This is a genomic window from Flavobacterium adhaerens (assembly GCF_040045115.1).
Lineage (GTDB): Bacteria > Bacteroidota > Bacteroidia > Flavobacteriales > Flavobacteriaceae > Flavobacterium > Flavobacterium adhaerens.
In genome coordinates this window covers 217,023-239,700 of sequence record NZ_JBDLZX010000006.1, presented here as the reverse complement: position 1 = coordinate 239,700, position 22,678 = coordinate 217,023, and the positions used below count along the sequence as shown (strand labels likewise).

21 protein-coding genes are annotated in these 22,678 nt (G+C 34.4%); 8 read left to right on the top strand and 13 right to left on the bottom strand.

All coding sequences use genetic code 11. The annotated features are described in order from the left end of the window. Window positions 1-3 precede the first annotated feature (3 nt). Genes ABEB18_RS10515 through ABEB18_RS10470 form a run of 10 tightly spaced genes read right to left on the bottom strand, consistent with a single transcriptional unit; the run spans window position 4 to window position 7,742 of the window. The gene (locus tag ABEB18_RS10515) at window positions 4-414 is read right to left on the bottom strand and encodes a GPW/gp25 family protein (RefSeq protein ID WP_348799260.1); all 411 of its coding nucleotides are present in this window, start codon (window positions 412-414) and stop codon (window positions 4-6) included. A gap of 3 nt (window positions 415-417) precedes the next feature. Next, on the bottom strand, window positions 418-705 hold the full coding sequence (locus tag ABEB18_RS10510; protein WP_348799259.1) for a PAAR domain-containing protein: 288 nt from the start codon (window positions 703-705) through the stop codon (window positions 418-420). Between the two features lie 6 nt (window positions 706-711). Beyond that, window positions 712-2,457, bottom strand: coding sequence for a type VI secretion system tip protein VgrG (vgrG, locus tag ABEB18_RS10505; RefSeq protein ID WP_348799258.1), 1,746 nt, complete (start codon window positions 2,455-2,457; stop codon window positions 712-714). Then, a complete protein-coding gene (locus ABEB18_RS10500) occupies window positions 2,458-3,144 on the bottom strand; it encodes a CIS tube protein (protein ID WP_348799257.1) in 687 nt (228 codons plus the stop codon). Window positions 3,145-3,146: 2 nt separating this feature from the next. Continuing rightward, window positions 3,147-3,311 carry a DUF5908 family protein gene (locus tag ABEB18_RS10495; protein ID WP_348799256.1) on the bottom strand — a complete coding sequence of 55 codons (165 nt, stop codon included), beginning with the start codon at window positions 3,309-3,311 and terminating at the stop codon, window positions 3,147-3,149. After that, on the bottom strand, window positions 3,311-3,757 hold the full coding sequence (locus tag ABEB18_RS10490) for a phage tail protein (protein ID WP_348799255.1): 447 nt from the start codon (window positions 3,755-3,757) through the stop codon (window positions 3,311-3,313). The genes ABEB18_RS10495 and ABEB18_RS10490 overlap by 1 nt, the downstream gene beginning before the upstream one ends. Before the next feature lie 2 nt (window positions 3,758-3,759). Continuing rightward, window positions 3,760-4,191 carry a phage tail protein gene (locus tag ABEB18_RS10485; protein WP_348799254.1) on the bottom strand — a complete coding sequence of 144 codons (432 nt, stop codon included), beginning with the start codon at window positions 4,189-4,191 and terminating at the stop codon, window positions 3,760-3,762. 39 nt (window positions 4,192-4,230) lie between these two features. After that, entirely contained in the window at window positions 4,231-6,279 is a 2,049-nt protein-coding gene (locus tag ABEB18_RS10480) for a phage tail sheath family protein (protein WP_348799253.1), read from the bottom strand. Between the two features lie 12 nt (window positions 6,280-6,291). Beyond that, window positions 6,292-7,146, bottom strand: a complete 855-nt coding sequence (locus ABEB18_RS10475) for a hypothetical protein (protein WP_348799252.1) — start codon at window positions 7,144-7,146, stop codon at window positions 6,292-6,294. After that, complete coding sequence (locus ABEB18_RS10470) at window positions 7,146-7,742, bottom strand: Pvc16 family protein (RefSeq protein ID WP_348799251.1); 597 nt, start codon at window positions 7,740-7,742, stop codon at window positions 7,146-7,148. Before ABEB18_RS10470 ends, ABEB18_RS10475 begins: the two co-directional genes overlap by 1 nt. Window positions 7,743-8,173: 431 nt before the next feature. Between ABEB18_RS10470 and ileS the strand changes: the two genes are divergently transcribed. The 3 genes from ileS (at window position 8,174) to ABEB18_RS10455 (ending at window position 12,657) form a co-directional block, all read left to right on the top strand. After that, window positions 8,174-11,578, top strand: a complete 3,405-nt coding sequence (gene ileS, locus ABEB18_RS10465; RefSeq protein ID WP_348799250.1) for an isoleucine--tRNA ligase — start codon at window positions 8,174-8,176, stop codon at window positions 11,576-11,578. Window positions 11,579-11,582: 4 nt separating this feature from the next. After that, entirely contained in the window at window positions 11,583-11,963 is a 381-nt protein-coding gene (locus tag ABEB18_RS10460) for a TraR/DksA family transcriptional regulator (protein WP_100432822.1), read from the top strand. 88 nt (window positions 11,964-12,051) lie between these two features. Beyond that, a complete protein-coding gene (locus ABEB18_RS10455; RefSeq protein ID WP_348799249.1) occupies window positions 12,052-12,657 on the top strand; it encodes a lipoprotein signal peptidase in 606 nt (201 codons plus the stop codon). 62 nt (window positions 12,658-12,719) lie between these two features. Here ABEB18_RS10455 and ABEB18_RS10450 read toward each other — a convergent pair whose 3' ends face one another. The 3 genes from ABEB18_RS10450 to ABEB18_RS10440 are packed head-to-tail and all read right to left on the bottom strand — an operon-like array spanning window position 12,720 to window position 14,550. Further along, entirely contained in the window at window positions 12,720-12,908 is a 189-nt protein-coding gene (locus ABEB18_RS10450; RefSeq protein WP_348799248.1) for a hypothetical protein, read from the bottom strand. 41 nt (window positions 12,909-12,949) lie between these two features. Further along, window positions 12,950-13,513, bottom strand: a complete 564-nt coding sequence (locus tag ABEB18_RS10445; protein ID WP_348799247.1) for a 5-formyltetrahydrofolate cyclo-ligase — start codon at window positions 13,511-13,513, stop codon at window positions 12,950-12,952. A gap of 53 nt (window positions 13,514-13,566) precedes the next feature. Then, window positions 13,567-14,550 (bottom strand): succinylglutamate desuccinylase/aspartoacylase family protein, encoded by a 984-nt coding sequence (locus ABEB18_RS10440; protein ID WP_348799246.1) that lies wholly within the window; start codon window positions 14,548-14,550, stop codon window positions 13,567-13,569. A 148-nt stretch (window positions 14,551-14,698) separates the two neighbouring features. Between ABEB18_RS10440 and ABEB18_RS10435 the strand changes: the two genes are divergently transcribed. The 5 genes from ABEB18_RS10435 to hppD all read left to right on the top strand — a co-directional run bounded on the left by ABEB18_RS10435 (window position 14,699) and on the right by hppD (window position 22,499). Then, on the top strand, window positions 14,699-15,538 hold the full coding sequence (locus ABEB18_RS10435; protein WP_348799245.1) for a mechanosensitive ion channel family protein: 840 nt from the start codon (window positions 14,699-14,701) through the stop codon (window positions 15,536-15,538). Between the two features lie 122 nt (window positions 15,539-15,660). Continuing rightward, the gene (gene uvrC / locus ABEB18_RS10430; RefSeq protein WP_348799244.1) at window positions 15,661-17,457 is read left to right on the top strand and encodes an excinuclease ABC subunit UvrC; all 1,797 of its coding nucleotides are present in this window, start codon (window positions 15,661-15,663) and stop codon (window positions 17,455-17,457) included. Between the two features lie 49 nt (window positions 17,458-17,506). Then, complete coding sequence (locus ABEB18_RS10425; RefSeq protein ID WP_348799243.1) at window positions 17,507-19,702, top strand: patatin-like phospholipase family protein; 2,196 nt, start codon at window positions 17,507-17,509, stop codon at window positions 19,700-19,702. A 286-nt stretch (window positions 19,703-19,988) separates the two neighbouring features. After that, window positions 19,989-21,146: a homogentisate 1,2-dioxygenase gene (locus tag ABEB18_RS10420; protein ID WP_348799242.1), complete on the top strand. Its 1,158-nt coding sequence runs from the start codon at window positions 19,989-19,991 to the stop codon at window positions 21,144-21,146. A gap of 192 nt (window positions 21,147-21,338) precedes the next feature. Beyond that, entirely contained in the window at window positions 21,339-22,499 is a 1,161-nt protein-coding gene (gene hppD, locus ABEB18_RS10415; RefSeq protein WP_348799241.1) for a 4-hydroxyphenylpyruvate dioxygenase, read from the top strand. Window positions 22,500-22,678 lie beyond the last annotated feature (179 nt).

Here is a 22,678-nt window from a genome sequence, read left to right as displayed (position 1 = left end):
TTTTTATAAGTCGGTTCCTTCACCTTTATAAAAAGGATAAACCATATTAATTCTTGAGTTTGTTGCTCTTATTTTATAATCTAAAATCACCAATAGCTCTCCGTTTAAATCATCTCCTTGGGTAATGTCTATTTGTTCAACGTCAATTCGTGGTTCATGATACAAAATGGCGGTTTTAATCAATTCTGAGACATACGTTTTCAAAGTGCGATTCAGCGGGTTGAAAATCAATTCGTCCAAATTGCATCCGTATTTTGGTTGCATAATACGTTCTCCAATTTTGGTCGATAATAAAATTTCTAGGCTGCTTTTAATGTCTTCCTCGTTCGAAATCATCACAACAGAATTTGTTGTTTTTTTAAATTCGGGAGGAAAACTCCAACCAGTTCCCAAAAAAGCTTTTTTATTTTCCATTGTTTATCCTATTAAAACTGTTGGTGCTCCTACCATAATTGTACCTCCGTGTGCAGTTGGATCTCCCAATCTGGCAGCAGGCATTCCGCCAATAAGAACTGTGGCAGACCCCATAATGATAGTGTCTGGTGGTCCTACGCATGTTACCGTATCTCCCAATCTGGCAGCGGGCATTCCGCAAATGAGTACTGTGGGTTCTCCCATTAATATAGGTCCTCCTACATGTGGAACTGTTCCTGTAACCATTGGACATACATGCATATCTAGAATTCTTGCTGCTGGTGCTCCCATTTTTTATTAATTTATTTGAACAATACCTCCTTTTAATACTGCCGATCCACTAGATGACATTTCGACGCCAGCATTTCCTTCGGCTTTGAATTGTGTATTGGCTTTGATGTTTACATTGGCTCCTTCGATATTGATATCTCCAGAAGCGATTAATTCTATCTTACCGGCACTTTCCATTTTGATTCCATTACTGTCTATCGTAATTACATTTGAGTTTTCGTCTTCAATTACAATTGTGCCAGCATCTTCATCCATTACTATTTTTTTTCCTGCTGGGGTTTCTATATTGATGGATTTCTTTTTGTCATCAAATAATAATTTCATTTCGCTTCTCGTAACAAATCCTTTTTCATCATTATTGTCACTGGCGGTTATGGGGGCTGGTTTTGCGCTACTGTGCAGCATTCCTAGAACTATTGCGTTGTTTGGGTCTTCGTTGATGAACCCAACAATGACTTCATCTTCTATTTCAGGTCTAAAAAAAGCACCCCGTTTATCGCCGGCATCCAAAGAAGCAACTCTGCACCAAATTCCTTGTTCGTCTTTATTGATGATGGGGATTTTTACCAAAATTCTATCTTCACCATTGGGGTCGCTTTCTAATTGCGTGACTATCCCAACATGTAACCCCTTTATGGCAGGGATAATCCCAGAGGCGGATGGTGTGTGAATGTCGTATGTTTCTGAAAACCATTCTGGATTTATTCCAAATTGAGCATCAATAGTCCAGTTTCCTTCTGATATTTGATGAAGAACACTAGTGATATAGGCTTTTCCGCTAAATCGGTCGCCAACACCCTCCAAGGTTATTATGGTGTCTGGTTTTATATTTGGAATTCCTTGAAATTTGACTCTTCCCCTAACTTTTGATAATTGTTGAAACAGTAATTTGGCATCGGCCCAATCTTGCAATTCGGTTTGAGATATATTCCCTCCATGACGCAATTCGAAGTTTTCTAATTGGATTGTTTGAGCCAAATCAGATGAACTTAGATTTCCGTTTAATGACACATTGGGATTTGTCGCTTCAATTTCGGTTATTTCTTGATCGGCATAATTCCAACTATAGGAGGACACTTTTGAGAACTGATTTCTAGCATCAATCTCAGCATCAAAATCCAAAATATTGGCACCAAATATTACCGTCTCTAAGGGATTTGAGGATAAATTTGGTTTTTTTATTGTTATTGTACTGTTTTCTACAAAGCAAAGTTTACCATTTGCTTGCGCTCTTGAAATGATAAAATCCCAATCGGAAGTATTGTATTGCACCAATTCTTTGTGCATGAAGTTGGTTGTTTCTATGCTTTTGTCGAATCCGTAAGTGCCTATGATTTCTTCAAAAATTTCATTATCTTTCTTTTCATAAAAGTATTTGCTTTTTCTTCCGATGGTTAGTTTTACTACTTCGTCTTTGCACTCGATGATTAAGCAAGCGAAGTTGTCTTTGATTTTGATGTTGTGCTTGATGATAATGCCTTTGTAAATGGTTTCCTCATCGGAATGATAGCCAATTTTTATTTCTACTTTTTTACCGGGAATCAGTAACGCTTCATTACTGAGTTTGAAATCCCTTTTGGAGGCTTCGCCATCAATCAATACAATTTGAGCCATAGGAATCCTGTTGATTTCATTATGTGCTACAATACTCTTAACTTGATAGGTTTTTGATAATTCTTGACCTTCAATAAGAATTTTGTGCGTAACTAAATCGGCACTTTGACTCGTTTGTATGACTCCACTATTGTTCATTTATTGCTGTTTTTGTAATGGTGGAAAAAAAATTTCTTGTCCCGCTTTTAATTTTCTAAAATTGATGAGGTTATTTACTCTTGCGACTTCTAAGTAATATTTAGAATCGCCGTAAATCCGATAAGTCATCAGCGGGAGTGTATCTCCTTCTTTTACAATTCTGTAATGGGTTAAATCTGGCGATTGGTTGTTTTCTCGGGCAGCTCTTAGATTATCTTCTACAAAACCTTGAAACTTGGCTTTTGCTATGGCTCTAATAGGAGTTCCATCGGGTTTGAATAGTTTAAATTCGATATCCATTTCGGTTAAAGAGCCTTTAAACAGGAGGCTCCCCCAAGAAATAATCAGATAATTGGGTTTGTGCTCATCGCCATTGTAATCCAGAATAACTTTTTTAAATTTTTCGATATCATTTATAATGCCGTCATTAGAACTAGAAGAACCATTAATTACGCCAGATCGATCAAAAACAAATTCGAGATCTAAGTTTTCGGGGAGTTGTTTGTTAAACCGTGGCGAAACCGTACTAGTACCTGCTGCTTGATCATCATTTTGTTCTATTCTATAGTGATAGGTATATTTTTCAGGATTTAATAACGTAGAAAATTCGCCATCGGCAATTCTATTATTAAATTCTGGGTCGCTATAGGCTACCACTTTTAGTTTTTCTAATTGACCTAAACTCATGATTATCGTTCTTTTTGTCGTTCAATAGTTTGCATTACAGTTTCTACACATTGCGCAATAATATCTTTGTCCTTGCTCTTTGTGTCTTTTTTGGAATTGGAGTTATTACTGCTACTGCCTTCATTCACATTAATTTTAATGTGTAGCTCTTTTATTTCTATTGGCATCAGTTTTTGATTAAAGTGAAATAATTATAAGTGAGTTCGAAGCTTTCAATTACCAGTTTACTTTCGGAAGCGTTAAAATCTTCCACAGCCCATTTTACAGGATAAGCATGAACTACATTCCATGATAGCAATGGTTGGTGTTTATCATTTAACAATTTTACAGTCAAGTTAACGGGTTTGAATTCGAAATTTTCGATAGCATTTCTACACCAATCAATAATTTTAGAATCGATGAGCATTCCTCTTTTTAAGACCAGATTGGGATATTTGGTTTTTACGGGGAATTTATGTTTGAATCTATTTTCTCCACCTTCGGCAATTTCTTCGGTTTCAATATCTACAGATAAACCGGATACTGATTGGAATTGATGGTCTTTTGCTTGAGTTCCAAGACCTTCAAATTCAACCAAAAAATGAAAGCCTACAGGTGGATAATAGTTAGCCATGATTAATCATTTTGAATGGTTAAACCTTCGTGAACCAATTCCATAGATTCGATAGCGACTTCATTGCCGTCTGCTTTCAAATCGGTCGATTGTATCTTGGTAGGCCAAGCGTTTTTAATCTTCCAGGTCACTACGGGTTCATGCTCCTCGTTTAGTAATTTGATAGTGATATCTCTTCTTTCAATAGTGTTCAGTTTTACTGTATTCCACCAGCTATAGTATTCATTATCACTTTTAAAAGTTCCTCTTTTGAGTGTAATGTTTGAAAATTTCTGCATACCAGGCATTTTTATTTTGCTATATTCTGGGCTGGCGCCTTGTCTATATTCGATAACTTCTGTTTCAACATCTAATCCAGAAACTTCTGTGAAACCTATTTTTGTTCCTCCCCAGTCAACTGAGAAATGAAACTTTGGTAATGGATAACTGCTCATAATCGTATATTTTTAATTGTTCGAATTGTTTAACCGATGTTATGCTTCTTGCATTTTGTGAGAGAATTTTAGAATAATGAATTCAGCTGGTCTTACCACTGCCATTCCTATCTCGACAATCATTCTGCCCTCTAAAATGTCTAGTGCCGACATTGTTTGCCCTAAACCAACTCTCACATAAAATGCTTGTTCTGGTTTGGCTCCTGCAAGGGCTCCTGCTCTCCATTGAAGTATTAGGAAGTTTTCGATCATGGCTCTCACACGAATCCAAGTGTTAGCATCATTGGGTTCAAAAACAAACTGCTCAGTTGCTTTTTTAATAGACTCCTCGGCCATATTAAAGAAACGTCTCACCGGAACATAACGCCATTCATTGTCATTGCCTGCAAGTGTTCTTGCGCCCCAAACCAGTATGCCTTTTCCAGTAAAGTTTCGAATTGCATTGATGGATTTCCCTGCTGTTGTATCGACATTTAAATTGTCTTGTTCGTTATTGGTGATTTTTATAGTTGGTTTTACCACATAATTTAAACCAACATTGGCTGGAGCTTTCCAAACCCCTCTATTGCTATCGGTTCTTGCATAAACTCCAGCTATTGAGCTGCTTGGAGGAATAGTTAATGGTAAATTGGAAATTTCTGCTTTAATGATATTGTAAGAAGCATTATTCAGCGATTCTATATCTCCCAAAAATCTTCCGTTCATTGCCCCATTATTGATATCTACTGCTTTTACACTATCTACTTCTGCTATTAATGTGTCCAAAAGTGTAGAAATAGTCGAAAACACATTTGTAGTAATAGCTAGACTAACGTCTGGAAGCCCTAAAATTGGGGTATAAACCAAAAGTTTTGCTACTTCATTAATAACATTGGTGGTATTAGTTTTTATAAGATTTCCAACTTTGGTATCGGTATCGGCACTTTTTAGTTTTGTTGCTAAATCTTTTAAGTTTTTCAGAACATTTTCAATTTTGTTATTACCTTCAAACAATACAGTTATGGCGGCCAATGCGGTAACAATATCATCGTCTGCACTAGCTGATTCTTCTACAGAAGCAATTGCCGATTTAGCAGCATTCTTAATTAATTTTTTTTCGGATACGAGACTATCTAAGTCCACAATCAATGCATCTAATAATAATACGAATGCAGTTGTTTGGGCAACGGTAAATGTTTCTGCTCCGGCATTGTCATACCCAGTGGGACTTTCGATATACTCAATAACAGCAGGTAATGTTCCAGCTACTGATTCAGCAGTTACGGTTACTAAGTCTAAAATAATTGGTGGGATATTGGTTTTCGAAGCGTTTAATTCTACCAATGATGTTGGCATCGCATCGGCATCATAAGAAATATGATTGATCAATATCGCATCCTCGTTATAGTCATAATCTAATATGGTTTCTAAATGAGGGTAATAGGCAGCACCGTATTTTAAGTAGTCTTTTTCAAGATTAATTCGGTTTCTCAATACTTCAGAATCGTCAAAACTATCCGTAGAAGTTAGTGTGTCAATGATCGTAAACCGATCTTGCATATCGTGGCATTGTATCAAAGCGTTATTATATAAGGAATAAAAATTGATTTCGCTCAATGCTTTTGCATCAGGGAAAAGGATTAGAGTAGGTTCGTCTTCGGCTTTTAATAAATCAAGGCCATCATCTAAAAGATCGAACGAAACGGTGTTTTCATTCCCATTTTCATCTTCATAAGTATCTACCGAAATGATATAGCAAGGTCCTCCCCCGTTTGCAAAATACATCTGTAAGGAATAATACATCAAAAAAGGTTTTGGAATACTGGGTTGGTTAACCACAATGTCGCGTTGTAGCGTTCCATTTAATAAAATATCTGTTATATCTACAGAAATTGTGGTTTCTGGATAAGCAAAACCAAAATAAGTTTCATACTCCAGTAATGATGAAATTCTTGTTGGGATATTAAGTAAATCGCTTTCAATTTTTTTTGTGGCTTTTTCGGTATAGCCTATAAAAGCAGGAATAGCAGTTTCAACTTGTGCAACGGATGGCGGAAATTTTACAATTTCCTCAACATAAGCACCGGGTGTTTTGTAAGTGGTTGCCATAATTATAATTTTTTAGATGAATATTTGTGAATATATTTTTGGTCCTATTTTTTGAATTGATTTTGCCGAAGGGTTTGGGTATTTATAATTGGGTGCTTCTGCAGGATTGGTTGTAAAATCGGTTAGGGGGTCAATTTCTATAAAGCCATTTTGTGTTAATGGTTTTCTCTGAGTTGTTTCGACTTCAAAATCACTATTTGCTTTTGTGTATTTCCAAAATGTTTTTCGGTTATTGAAATGAATTTTGAAATTAGGAGCTGGGCTAATCAGTTTTTTTTGATTGTTCAGAATCTTCAAATTTGGCTTATCACCTTGCATTTTTAAAGAAATAATTCCGATGACACCTCTTTTTTCAAATGGGTTTAGCGGAGCTAGAATTTTACTTGTAGAAACTTCGGATATTATATAACTGTCGTCTATGAAATTTGAGTTAGTGATTAGTGGAATATATTTGAAAGAGACAGGTTCATCTATTGGTTTCGTGTTGCTTAAGTATAGAATTCGATTCGGGATAAAATTGAGGTCTGTATAATTTTCAAAAAAGGAATCTTTGATTTTGAGAATAAAATTCAAGGTTAGCGATAAAGGAATGTTTACAAATGGCAAACTTGAATCGTTGGGCGCAATTTTAGCTTCGATTTTGATTTCGCTTTTATTGATTCGATATACTAAGTGATATTTTTTTAAGAGTAAATGGGTCTCATTTGTCGGTATAATTTCAATAGAATCGTCAAGTTTGTACTGACGTAATATTTTTTTCTTTTTGTCTAAACTCATACCGTTGAATTCTTCGATTCCATTATTCAGGAAATAGCCATGTAAGACAGTAATGTTAAAAAGAGTTTTGTATGTGATACTGAAGCTCATTAGTTTAAGATTTGATTAGTATTACCATCAATTTCATGTATAATAGAACCTTCTACCTGAGGGATATCTCGTTCAATTTGTATCATACTCACTTTATATAAAGCAGAAGGATATTGTTTGCCTCCCAATGTTCCCCATATAAAGTTCATCTCCTCAAATGTGGGAGTATATAACTCGACAGAGAACTTGAAATTTTCAATGTTACTCATCGAAGGCTTATTACGATCAAATATGGTATTGGACTGAGTGAAGAGCTTCTTTCCTTGAAAAAATTCTATAATTTTTGAAATGTCTTTTAGAGACTTTAGATAGGTATCTCTATTTGCCGCAAAAAGAATATAAAGGTTGAGGTTTAGAATATGGTTTTTGTAAACAACTTTAGAGTCTTCAATGGATTTGTTAGGAAAGTTTTTAAGAGTGTTTTCTTCTTGAATGTTCAATAAAGTTATATACACATTGTTAGTAAGAGATTGAGGATCTTCTACCTGTGATTCAATAAAAGCAATGTTTTCGGGTATGACAGATTTTGTCAAACCGCTTTCTTCTAGATACGAATTTACTTGATCGGCAATTATTTGTATAACTTCAAACAACATTTTTTATTGATTTTAATTATGGTTTAGACAATTAATTTTCAATAATTTTTAGTGTTCAAATTGACTATTCACAAATAGATTTGCTATAGCGACTAGAAAATGTTTCAAAAAATTATTGTTTATACAATTACTTTTTTGAAATCTATCATATTAAGTATTTCGTTGGATTTATTCCGTTAGAATTGGCCAACATGTAAATTTGGGGTATCAAACTTACGATTATATTAAAAAAAATGTACACGTATAAATACCTGTTTTTTTGATTATAATTTACTTTGTAATAGTTGTTTAAGGTAAGTTTAATCTTTTCTTAAAACCAGATTTAAGGGTTTTGTAACGAAAGAGATTGAATAGTAACATTTACTTAATGTTCTTGGTTTTTTATATTTTAAAAATGATTACTTTTGCACCTCGATTAAGAATAGGATAAAATGAGTACAAAATTTACTGAATACAAAGGACTTGACTTGCCAACAGTAGCGTCAGAAGTTCTTGATTTTTGGAAAAAAGAAAACATATTTGAAAAAAGTGTAACCACACGTGAAGGTAACGAGCCATTCGTGTTTTTTGAGGGTCCGCCTTCGGCAAATGGACTTCCGGGAATTCATCACGTGATGGCACGTGCTATAAAAGATATTTTTTGTCGATACAAAACCCAAAAAGGGTTTCAAGTAAAGCGTAAAGCAGGTTGGGACACTCATGGTTTACCAGTAGAATTAGGTACTGAGAAAGAATTGGGTATCACCAAAGAAGATATTGGTGTAAACATTACCGTGCAGGAATATAACGAAGCGTGCAAAAAAACCGTAATGCGTTATACGGATGTATGGAATGATTTGACCGAAAAAATGGGGTATTGGGTAGATATGGAAGATCCATACATCACCTACAAATCCAAATACATGGAATCGGTATGGTGGTTGTTGAAACAAATCTACAACAAGGATTTGATGTACAAAGGCTACACTATTCAACCGTATTCTCCAAAGGCGGGAACAGGATTGTCTTCGCATGAAGTAAATCAGCCTGGGTCATATCGTGATGTTACTGATACTACGATTGTGGCTCAGTTTAAAGCAATAAATGATTCATTGCCAAGCTTTTTACAAGGTTTTGGAGATGTTCATATTTTGGCATGGACAACAACACCTTGGACATTGCCAAGTAATACAGCATTAACAGTTGGACCAAAAATCGATTATGTGTTGGTCAAAACGTTCAACCAATACACTTTTGAGCCAATCAATGTGATTTTGGCTAAAAATTTAGTTGGGAAACAATTTGGTAAAGGATATTTCGCTTCAGAAGAAGTAACTGATTTTGAAAATTTCAAAGCTGGAGATAAAAAAATACCGTACCAAATAGTTATCGAAGCAAAAGGTGCGGATTTAGTAGGAATCCGTTACGAACAATTATTACCATACACCTTACCATATCAAAATCCTGAAAATGCATTTAGAGTAATTTCGGGCGATTTCGTAACTACCGAAGATGGTACCGGAATTGTGCATACTGCCCCTACTTTTGGTGCTGATGATGCCAAAGTAGCCAAAGAAGCTACTCCCGAAGTACCGCCAATGTTGGTCTTAGACGAAAATGGTATTCCAGTACCGTTGGTAGATTTGCAAGGAAAATTCACTTCACACATGGGTGAATTTGGTGGTAAATATGTTAAAAACGAATATTACAACGAAGGTGAAGCTCCAGAGCGTTCTGTAGATGTAGAAATTGCTATTCGTTTAAAAGAAGAAAACAAAGCCTTTAAGGTTGAAAAATATGTGCACAGTTACCCACATTGTTGGAGAACTGACAAACCAATTTTGTACTATCCGTTAGATTCTTGGTTTATTAAAGTGACTGAGATTAAAGACAGAATGTTCGATTTGAACGAAACCATCAACTGGAAGCCAAAAGCAACCGGTGAAGGGCGTTTCGGGAATTGGTTAAAAAATGCCAATGACTGGAACTTATCTCGTTCTCGTTATTGGGGGATTCCGTTGCCAATTTGGAGATCCGAAGACAAGCAGGAAGAAATCTTGGTTGGTTCGGTCGAAGAGTTGTACAACGAAATCGAAAAATCTATCGCAGCTGGAATTCAAAAAGAGAACCCATTTAAAGGTTTTGAAATTGGAAACATGTCTGAATCTAATTATGATTTAGTCGATTTACATAAAAATGTAGTAGATGAAATTATTTTGGTTTCGGCTTCTGGAAAACCAATGAAGCGCGAAAGTGATTTGATTGATGTTTGGTTCGATTCTGGAGCAATGCCTTATGCACAATGGCATTACCCTTTTGAAAACCAAGAGAAAATTGATGAAAACAAAGATTTCCCAGCCAATTTTATTGCAGAAGGAGTCGATCAAACCCGTGGTTGGTTTTATACCTTACATGCTATAGGAACTTTGGTTTTTGATAAAATAGCATACAAAAATGTAGTTTCAAACGGATTGGTTTTAGATAAAAACGGACAAAAAATGTCTAAACGTTTAGGTAATGCCGTAGATCCTTTTGAAACATTAAGCGAATACGGACCAGATGCTACACGTTGGTACATGATTTCAAACGCAAATCCTTGGGATAACTTGAAATTTGATATCGAGGGAATTGCTGAGGTGCGTCGTAAGTTTTTCGGAACGCTATACAACACCTATTCATTCTTTAGTTTATATGCTAATATCGATGGTTTTAAATATGCTGAAACCGAAATTCCAGTAAATGAAAGACCTGAAATCGATCAATGGATTATCTCAGAATTGAATACTTTAATTGCTCAAGTTGATAGTTATTATGATGATTACGAGCCTACAAAAGCAGCACGTGCTATCTCTGAGTTTGTTCAGGAAAATCTAAGTAACTGGTACGTGCGTTTGTGTCGTCGTCGTTTTTGGAAAGGCGAGTATGCACATGATAAAATCGCAGCATATCAAACACTTTATACTTGTTTATTAAGCATTACTAAATTAAGTGCACCTATTGCTCCTTTCTATATGGATGCACTTTATAGAGATCTTATCAAAGCTACTGCAACTGAGAATTTTGAGTCTGTTCATCTCGCTCAATTCCCTGTTTCAGTTGAAAAGTATGTTAATAAAATGCTAGAGTCCAAAATGCAGAAAGCACAGACTATTTCATCTCTAGTTTTATCATTGCGTAAAAAGGAAATGATTAAGGTGCGTCAACCTTTGCAAAAGGTAATGATTCCAGTACTTGACGAGAATCAGAGGTTAGAAATTGAGGCTGTTTCAGATCTTATTAAAGCCGAAGTCAATGTAAAAGAAATCGTACTTTTAGATGATGCGTCTGGTATTTTGGTGAAACAAATAAAACCAAATTTTAAAGCTTTGGGGCCACGCTTCGGAAAAGATATGGGATTGATTTCCAAAGAGATACAAAATCTAACTAGCGAGCAAATCTCACAATTTGATAAAGAAGGTACGTTAAGTATTGTTATTGCAGGAAATAGTGTAATTTTATCACTAGAAGATGTAGAAATTACATCGCAAGATATTGAGGGTTGGTTGGTTGCCAATTCAAACGGAATCACGGTTGCTTTGGATATTACAGTTTCGCCAGAATTAAAACAAGAAGGGATTGCAAGAGAATTGGTGAATAGAATTCAGAATATTCGTAAAGACGCTGGATTTGAAGTGACGGATAAGATTAAAGTTCATTTACAAAAAAATGATACTTTGGAAGCAGCAGTAAATGCCAACAAAGACTATATAAAATCAGAAACACTGACAGAAGTGCTTGTTTTTGAAGAGAGTATAGAAAATGGCACGGAAATTGACTTTGATGAGATAACAACAAGAATAATAATTACAAAAAATTAGTATTATGGTAGATGAAGTTGCAAGATACTCTGACGCTGATTTAGCAGAGTTTAAGGAAATCATTCAAAATAAAATCGTAAAGGCTCAAGCCGATTTGGATTTAATTAAGAGCGCCTACATGAATGACCTTAACAACGGTACGGATGATACTTCACCAACGTTTAAAGCATTTGAAGAAGGTAGCGAAATTATGTCTAAAGAAGCTAACTCACAGCTTGCAATTCGTCAAGAAAAGTTTATACGAGATTTAAAGAGTGCATTATTCCGTGTTGAAAACAAAACGTATGGGGTTTGTAGAATCACAGGAAAGTTAATTGGGAAAGAAAGATTAAAAATTGTACCTCATGCCACAATGAGTATTGAGGCCAAAAATTTACAAAGATAAAAGTCTTTATAGCACAAGAATTAACGCTCCTTTAGGAGCGTTTTTTTTTCTTAATTTATTATTTTTACGCCTTTAAATTTTTTTATAGATGTCGTTACTTAAAGCTTATTGTCTTATTGCTCTTGTTTTATTGGTCGATCAGATCTCTAAAATATACATCAAAACAAATTTTATTTTAGGAGAAGAAGTCCATGTTTTTGATTGGTTTCAAATTCATTTTATCGAAAATGAAGGCATGGCATGGGGGACAAAAATTCCAGGAGCTTATGGTAAACTTATCCTGACCATTTTTCGTCTTTTTGCAGTAACAGGAATTGCTTACTGGTTATGGGATGCTGTTGAAAGAAAGAAAAGCTCTAATTATTTGATTGTTGCTATAGCATTGATATTTGCAGGTGCTTTAGGGAATATTATTGATTCAGTTTTTTACGGAGTAATTTTTGATCACAGTCATCAACAAGTGGCTACGATTTTTACGGATACACCTTATGGAACTTGGCTTAATGGTCAGGTGGTTGATATGTTTTATTTTCCTTTTATAAAAGATTATCCAATGCCCGAATGGGTTCCTCTTATAGGAGGTCGTGATTTTACGTTCTTTAATGCCATTTTCAATGTTGCGGATGTTGCCATCTCGACTGGTGTTGGAATCCTGATTGTTTTTAATAAAAAAGCATTTCATCCAAATCCTTAAGAGTGCGTATTTTTAAAATAAAACAAAGACCTATTTCAATCAATGAAATAGGTCTTTGTTTTTTATTTCTTGTGACCTCGAGCATGTTTTTTGGCACTTTTGTCTCCACTGATTTTTTTAGCATGACCAGGAGGGATATTTTTTGTTTTATGATGATGGTTGCTTGAATGCACTACACAACTGGATACTGAAAAGGAAACTAAAATAGCCAATGTAAGCATTCCAATTTTTAAGAGTTTAATTTTTTTCATAGTTTAAGTATAATTGGGATGGCAAAAATAATTGTTCTCAATTAAAATTCATAAACTTTATCAGGTGTGATACAATAATCCAATTGGATATCATTTTCAAAAATATCCGAAATGAGGACTTCTGCCTCAAAAAAAGATAGTCCGATTTTAATGGTTTCGGGTTTGCATTTGCTCAAGAATTTATCGTAAAACCCTTTGCCGTAACCCACTCGATTTCCTTTTGTGTCAAAAGCTAATAATGGAACAAAAACCACATCAATTTTGGTAGCAGGAACCTCAATACCATCTATTGGTTCTGGAATATTGTACTCGTTTTTTTTAATTTTAGTATTATCGGTTAGCAGATAATGAGTCATTTTTCGGGATTCAAAATCACTTTTAGAGATTACAATCTCTTTATCTTTTCCAAATAATAAATGGAGAATAAATTCAGTATCTACTTCTTTTTGTTCTCTAATCGGTAAAAAAATATGGAAGTAGGATTTGTCCCAAATGGGTAAGGGTAAAAGTGCATTTGTAATTGCTAGACTTTTTTCTTCGATATCAATTTCAGAAAGTTCTTTTCGTAAGGCTTTGTATTTTTTTCGGAATTCTTTTTTCAACATAAATGATTTTTTAAATCTGTTGCAAAAATACTCAATTGTTGGTCAATTGCATTTTATTCTTCTTCTGGTTCACCCTCACCAGTATGCGAAAGATGATAGATAGCGTCTCCTTGATAAATAATCGGAGAATGATTGGCATTTAGAACATAAGCATCATTTGGTGCTTTTATTTTACGTTCAAATTTACCAAAAGGATCGGTTATCAATCCGAGTACGGTTCCTTTTTTTACAAACTCTCCGACTAAATTGTTGTCTATTAGTAATCCAGAACATTTAGCTCGTAGCCAACCCGATTTTTCAATATAAATAGTGTTTTTTTTTGGAGGAGGAGCAAATTGTTTTGGGTCTAGCATATCCAAATGTCTTAAAAAGCGTTTTGTTCCATCAAGACCTTCTTGAGTTACTGAGTTGTTTATGTCTAATGATTTTCCGCCTTCAAAAAGTAGCATTTTTACGTTTATTTTTTCGCTTGCACTTCTAAACGAACCTGAAATATTTTTGGAATATAAAGTAAATGGGGCACTGAAGGCATCGGCAAGAATCTTTATTTCGGGCTTATTGGGTGTAAGTCTAATTTGTGGAGCATTAAATCTACTAGCCCCACCAGCATGAAAATCGACTGCATAATCTACAAGAGGCATCAAATCGGTAATGATATGGTAGGCAAATTGACTGGCTAATGAACCTTTTTTACTACCCGGAAATACCCTGTTTAAATCTCTTCCGTCCGGAAAGTCTCGCGAACGGTTTATGAACCCGTAGATATTTATAATCGGCATACAAATAATAGTGCCTCTTTTGGGTTTATTAATTTTTTTGGAAACAATTTGCCGTACAATTTCGACACCTGTAATTTCATCACCATGAATCCCTCCCGAAAAAAGAACAACTGGGCCTTCTATTTTGGATCTTTTTACAATAATCGGGATAGTCAATTTAGTTGTGGTATGTAGTCGAGCAATTTCTAATTGAATAGTTTTACTTTCACCAGGCAAAATAATTTCGCCAAAAATCACTAATGGTTTCGTGTCCTTCATGTTACAAAATAATGGCTAAATATAGAAATTATTTGTTTTGTATTTAAAGATTCATTTGGGTTTCCTTAATGTTATTTGTAAATTTGAGAAAATAGAGATTTTAGAATCAAAATTTTGTAGAAAAAGTGTAAAACCAAATACAAATAAGATGAAAGAAGAAGTTATACTAGTAAACAATTATGTCGAGAGAACCATAAATTTTGGGATAGAGTATGCTCCAAAATTATTAGGAGGTTTGATTGTATTAGTTATCGGATTATGGTTAACTAAAATAATTACAAAAGGGGTTGGGAAGTCATTAGAAAGGTCTAATATAGATCAATCGCTTGTACCTTTTTTAAGGAGCCTGATTAATATTATCTTAAAAGCTTTGGTAGCGATTACGGTAATGGGAATGATTGGTGTTGAGATGACCTCTTTTGTAGCTATCATTGGTGCGGCTGGTTTGGCTGTTGGGATGGCATTGTCTGGGACATTGCAAAATTTTGCTGGAGGAGTGGTTATTTTAATTCTTAAACCTTTTAAAATAGGTGATTTTATCGAAGCGCAAAATTTTACTGGAACCGTAAAAGAGATTAGTATTTTTTCAACATTATTAAACACACCAGATAAAAAGTTGGTTATAATTCCAAATGGAGCATTGTCTTCAGGAGCCATTATTAATTATTCAGCCGAGAATTTACGAAGAGTAGATTGGACATTTGGTATTGCTTATGGCGATAATGTAGGCGATTTTAAAAGAGCAATTAATACGTTTATCAGTGAAGATGAACGAATATTGAAAGATCCTCCTGTTTTTATGGGGCTTTCAGAACTAGGAGAAAGTTCAGTGAATTTTGTGGTTAGGGTTTGGGTTGATGGAGATGATTATTGGAATGTCTTCTTTGATATGAATGAAAAAGTGTATAGCAAGTTTAGTGACTATAACTTGAATATTCCGTTTCCTCAAATGGATGTTCACTTAAATACGGTTACAGAAACAAAATAATATTTTGAGTTCGAATCATTAAAGTCCTGCACTCTACAAAGTGTGGGATTTTTTTATCAGATGAAACTTCGATCTGTTTCACTTCTTCAACAATAGTCTTCTGAATTTAATAACTTTGCGATATGAAAAGTCCAACTCTAGAACTACAAATTCAAACGCTTCCTGATGGCCCTGGTGTGTATCAATATTATGATAAAGAAGGGAAGATTTTGTATGTAGGAAAAGCCAAGAACCTAAAAAAAAGAGTCTCTTCGTATTTCAACAAAGTTCACGATACGGCCAAAACAAATGTGTTGGTCAAAAAAATAGTAACCATAAAACACATTGTGGTTCCTACAGAAACTGATGCTCTTTTGCTAGAAAACAATCTGATAAAAACTTTACAGCCAAGATATAATGTATTATTGCGGGATGATAAGAGTTATCCTTGGTTGTGCATCAAAAAAGAACCTTTTTCGCGAATTTTTGCAACACGTAGGATGGTCAAAGACGGATCCGAATATTTTGGCCCTTACACTAATTTTAAGACCGTTCATACTATTTTAGATCTGATAAAAGAGTTGTATCCGCTGCGAACTTGTAACTATGACTTGAGCCAAAGTAATATTGATAGCGGAAAATTTAAAGTCTGTTTAGAATATCATATCGGGAACTGTAAAGGGCCTTGTGAAGGATTGGAAACATTAGAGCAGTATCAATCACAAGTTGACGCTATACGTGAAATCTTAAAAGGGAATTTCAAAGAAAGCATGAAAGATTTTAAACGCTTGATGATAGATTTTGCTCAAGAAATGAAGTTTGAAGAAGCTCAGAAAATAAAAGAAAAGATTGAAATTTTAGAGAATTATCAATCTCGTTCTACTATTATAAATCCTAAGATTACCAATATTGACGTCTTTTCCATCGTTTCGGATGAAAGTTCAGCTTATGTCAATTTTTTACAAATTTCGCATGGCTCAATTATCCGTTCTCACACCATGGAAATCAAGAAAAAACTAGAAGAAACAGACGAAGAATTATTAGAATTAGCCATTATAGAATTGCGAGCGCGTTTTCAATTATTGTCTAAAGAAGTAATTGTTCCTTTTGATTTGGATTTAGGAGAAAAAATAAAAGTTACAGTACCGCAGCTGGGTGACAAAAAACAAATTTTGGATTTATCCATTCGAAATGCCAAGTTTTATAGAATAGAACAACTCAAACAATTGCAAATTGTAGATCCCGATCGTCATACCAATAGGATAATGGCTCAAATGAAAAGTGATTTGCGATTACCTGTTGAGCCAAGACATATTGAATGTTTTGATAACTCGAATATTCAGGGAACTAATCCAGTAGCAGCCTGTGTGGTTTTTAAAGATGGTAAACCTAGTAAAAAAGAGTATCGACATTTTAATGTAAAAACCGTCGAAGGCCCTAATGATTTTGCTTCGATGGAAGAAATTGTGTACCGCCGTTACAAAAGACTCTTAGATGAAAAGGAGTCATTACCTAATTTGATTATTATAGATGGGGGTAAAGGACAATTGTCATCAGCCTTAAAAAGTATCGACGCATTAGGTCTTCGTGGTAAAATTGCCATTATCGGAATTGCCAAACGATTAGAAGAGTTGTTTTATCCAGGAGATTCTATACCATTGTATTTGGATAAAAAATCAGAAACATTAAAAGTTATTCAGCAATTGCGAAATGAAGCACATCGTTTTGGAATAACGTTTCACCGAGATAAAAGAAGCAAAGCAGCACTTAATTCTTCAATAGAAAGTATTCCAGGAATTGGTGAAAAGACAATGATAACTTTAATTCAGCACTTTAAAAGTGTTAAAAGATTGAAAATAGCGACCGAAAAAGAAATTTCAGACGTAATAGGACTATCAAAAGCCAAAAAAATTACCGACTTTTACAAAACTCAAAAATGATCTTTTTTACAACAACTGTAAAATAAAACTATATAGTAATTTGCCCTTTATGTATAGAATACTGTTTTTTATTCTTTCGTTTCTAACTTGTCTGAATTCATTTTCTCAGGATACTCCTAAAAAACCCAAAATTGGGTTAGTCCTAAGCGGTGGTGGAGCCAAAGGTTTTGCACATATTGGTGTTTTGAATGTGTTGGAAGACGCAGGGATAAAAATAGATTACATTGGCGGGACTAGCATGGGAGCCGTTGTAGGAGGGCTTTACGCGATGGGTTATAATGCTAAACAAATAGATTCTATTATTGGAATTACGAATTTTAGTAATGTCATCAACGACTATATTCCGAGGTCTTCTAAGAATTTTTATGAAAAGCGAAACGATGAGTTGTATGCTTTGATACTTCCTTTTAATAAGTTTAGTATTGGTACACCAGAGGCTCTGTCTAAAGGGATGTATAACTTTAATCTATTGAGCCGATTGACCTTGCCAGTACGCCATATTCGTGATTTTAATCAATTAGAAACCCCTTTTTTGTGTGTAGGAACCAATATTGCTTTGGGGGAACAAGTAGTTTTTGACAAAGGTTATTTGGCACAAGCCATAACGGCAAGTTCTTCATTACCCTCTATTTTTGCTCCCGTAATTATCAATGATGACTTGATTATAGACGGAGGGGTACTCAATAATTATCCTATAGACGAAGTGCGAAAAATGGGTGCCGATATCATAATTGGAGTAGATGTTCAGTCCGGATTATTGAGTAAAGACGAACTTAGGAGTGCTTCTAAGATCTTTTTTCAAATTACCAATTTGAATATGGTCGAAAGGATGAAGACCAATGCAAATTTGACCGAAATTTACATAAAACCAGATGTGAAAGATTACGGAGTCGTTTCTTTTGATAAAGCAACCGAAATTATCAAGAAAGGAGAAGATGCTGCTTTTTCAGTTTATGAAAAAATCGATATTTTGGTTGATAAAAACAATCTGTATCACAAACCAAAACTAAAAGTTGAATCGGATAGTTTGACAATTGTGAATATAAAAATTAATGATCTTAAAAATTATTCTAGAGATTATATCATTGGTAAACTTAATTTTAAACCCAAATCAAAAATCAGTTTTAAGGACATCGAAACAGGAGTCAATAACCTAAATGCAACTCAAAACTTTAGTAATGTAAGTTATTATTTCGATAAGAATGGCGATTATGATGATTTGGTACTTACCTTGACCGAAAGTCCAATTCGAACACAATTAAAATTTGCCTTGCATTATGACGGTTTGTATAAAAGTGCTGTTTTGGCAAATGTTACCAACAAGAAAACGTTTTTCAAAAATGATTTTTTATCAGCCGATTTGGCTTTGGGAGATAATTTAAGATATTATTTTAATTATTATATCGATAATGGTTTTCAGTTGAGTTATGGCTTCAAATCCGAGTTGATGCAATTCAATAAAAATGTTCCTGTTAGTGTAATTACCTATAACAGTACGGCCTCAAATTCTATAAATATTGATTATTTAAATTTATCAAACCAAGTGTATATACAGTCTATTTTTGCTCAAAAATTCCTTATCGGAGTGGGGGCTGAGTTTGAATATATTGATATAAGTTCGGAAACACTTGAGTCAGCACCCAATATAACAAAGAGTAATTTTTTTAGTCTTTTTGGGTATATAAAATACGATTCTTATGATAATAAATACTTTCCCAAAAAAGGATGGTATTTTTCCGGTAATCCACAATTCTACATGCTTTCTTCGGTAAAAGATGAGAATTTTAAACCGTTTTCTATTCTAAAAAGTGAAGCGGGAATTGCTAAAACAATATTCCCTAAGGCAACTCTAAAATTACAAGCCGAAGCCGGAATAACCATAGGAGACAAAAGTTTGCCTTATTTTGATTTTATATTAGGAGGATATGGGTATGACAACACCAATAACTTTAAATATTTTTATGGATACGATTTTTTAAGTATTTCTGGGAATAGTTATTTGGAAACGACCCTTACTTTTGATTATGAAATTTTCAAAAAAAATCACCTTAATTTTTCGGCTAACTATGCCAATTTAAATGACAATCTTTACGATTCGTTAGACTGGATTGCTATGCCTAAATATTCAGGTTATGCATTCGGATATGGACTGGAAACTATTATAGGTCCCGTCGAAGCAAAATATTCTTGGTCACCCGAAACCAATGAATCTTTTCTTTGGTTTTCTGTCGGATTTGTTTTTTAGTTTGTATTTTTTATTAAAAAAAATTACGACATTTGTAATTATGAAAACAAATTGGATAGGTTTATTAGAGTATCTTCAATTCTTGATTAAAAGGAATCCAGAATAGATTTTCTAATTAAATAATTTTTTTGGAGAATTATTGTATTAGAAAACTAAGTATGTAGATTGAATTCCAACTCCGAATTCATTCGATAAAGACACATAGATTTAATTTGAAATAAATCAAATTACCTCATTTTCTAAATTAGATAATTTACCACTGTTTAATTTTTTAATTCGAAAACTCATGCCAATATATCATAAGCTAGGGAATATTCCTCAAAAAAGGCACACCCAATTCGAAAATCCAAACGGCGGATTCTATTACGAACAACTTTTTGGGACCGAGGGATTTCATGGTAATTCCTCTTTGTCGTATCATATTCATAGACCTACACAGGTTAAGGAAATTGTTAAATCCTATTCTGTTGAGCCTAAAATTGCAATAGAAAAAAATATAAAGTCATTATTGCTAAAAGGTTTTGAATTGAAACCCGTAGATGATTTTCTAGAAAGTCGCAAACCGATGCTGGTCAACAGAGATTGCACAATAGGATTGGCAGCACCAAGAAAATCATTAACAACATATTTCTATAAAAATGCCGATGCCGATGAAATGATTTTTATTCATAAAGGCAAAGGCAAACTTCGAACTATGCTAGGCAATATCCCATTTGAGAATGGAGATTATTTAATTATTCCACGAGGAATTATTTACCAAATCGAATTTGATACTCAGGATAATCGTCTGTTTTATGTAGAATCCTTTGCGCCATTTTATACTCCAAAAAGATATAAGAATGCATCAGGTCAACATTTGGAACATTCTCCATTTTGTGAGCGTGATTTTATTTTGCCAAACGAATTAGAAACCTATGATCAAAAAGGAGAATTTTGCATCAAAATAAAAAAAGAAGGGATGATTCACGAAGTAGTTTATGCTTCACATCCTTTTGATGTTGTGGGTTGGGATGGCTATAATTTTCCTTACGGATTTTCGATTCATAATTTCGAACCTATAACAGGTCGCATACATCAGCCGCCACCAGTACATCAAACTTTTGAGACAGCAACTTTCGTTGTTTGCTCCTTTGTGCCAAGACTTTATGATTACCATCCAAAATCAATTCCAGCACCTTATAATCACAGTAATATAGATAGCGACGAAGTCTTGTATTATGTAGATGGCGATTTTATGAGTCGTAATAATATAGAACAAGGTCATATAACCTTACACCCAAAAGGGATTCCGCATGGCCCAGCTCCTGGTGCTATGGAGCGAAGCATTGGTCAAAAAGTTACACAGGAACTAGCTGTTATGGTCGATACTTTTCATCCCCTTATGGTGACCCAAGAGGCTATGGGTATAGATGATGGGCAGTATTATAAATCTTGGGTGGAATAGATCACGGATAATATCAAATAAATTTTCAATTACAATATTCTTTAGAAGCTATTTCCTGCTGTCCGTTATATCTGTGGTCCTGAACACCAGGACCACAGGATGCCACTTCCATCAGGGCTAGGGCTTTAGAGTTATCAATAACATTTCGATAAATTCAACAAAATGATGCATCGATCAAATAAATCAAATATCATGTCAAAAGAAATAAAATCAGTAGAATACGGATTAGAAAAAATCTTCGAAGGAGCACAAGACTTTCTTCCGTTGTTAGGAACAGACTATGTCGAATTCTATGTAGGAAATGCTAAACAATCGGCACATTATTATAAAACCGCTTTTGGTTTTCAATCATTAGCCTATGCCGGATTAGAAACAGGTGTCAAAGACAAGGCATCTTACGTATTAAAACAGGATAAAATCAGAATTGTTTTGACCACACCTTTAATACAAGATTCTCTCATTCACGATCATTTAAAAAAACATGGTGATGGGGTAAAAGTGGCGGCACTTTGGGTAGAAGATGCTCGTAGCGCATATGAAGAAACAATGAAACGAGGAGCTCGATCTTTTATGGAGCCCACTGTAGAGCAAGATGAGTTTGGAGAAGTGGTGCGTTCTGGAATTTATACCTACGGCGAAACAGTTCATATTTTTGTTGAAAGAAAAAACTACAAAGGAGTATTCTTACCAGGGTACCAAGAATGGAAATCGGATTATAATCCTGAGCCTACAGGTTTAAAGTATATTGATCACATGGTTGGAAATGTAGGGTGGAACGAAATGAACACTTGGGTCAAATTTTACGAAGAAGTGATGGGGTTTGTAAATTTCTTATCATTTGATGACAAGCAAATCAATACTGAATATTCTGCCTTGATGAGTAAAGTAATGTCCAATGGAAATGGTAGAATTAAATTTCCAATCAACGAACCTGCCGAAGGAAAGAAAAAATCACAAATCGAAGAATATCTAGATTTTTACGGCGGACCCGGAATTCAGCACATTGCAATTGCAACAGACGATATCATTCAAACTGTTTCGCAACTAAAAGCAAGAGGGGTAGAGTTTTTGTCTCCGCCACCACACACCTATTACGAAGCGGTTCCTGAAAGACTTGGAGTGCACATGAACATGATGAAAGAAGATTTAAACGAAATAGAAAAATTGGCAATTATGATAGATGCAGATGAGGATGGGTATTTATTGCAAATTTTTACCAAACCAGTTCAAGATCGACCAACCTTGTTTTTTGAAATAATTCAGAGAATGGGAGCAAAAGGGTTTGGAGCGGGCAATTTCAAAGCCTTATTTGAGTCTATAGAACGCGAACAAGAATTGCGAGGTACTTTATAATTTTTTGTTTTTTTTGCATTATCAAAAAAAATAATAGTTAACAAAGCCTTAAAGATGCAAAAGTTGTGTTAAACTTGATTTTTTGATGAAAATATCTTGATTTATACAATACCTTTGTACTCGTAAATCAAGAAGGGGTGGTTTCCTTCTAGGTTTCATATAAATTTTCATAATTTATA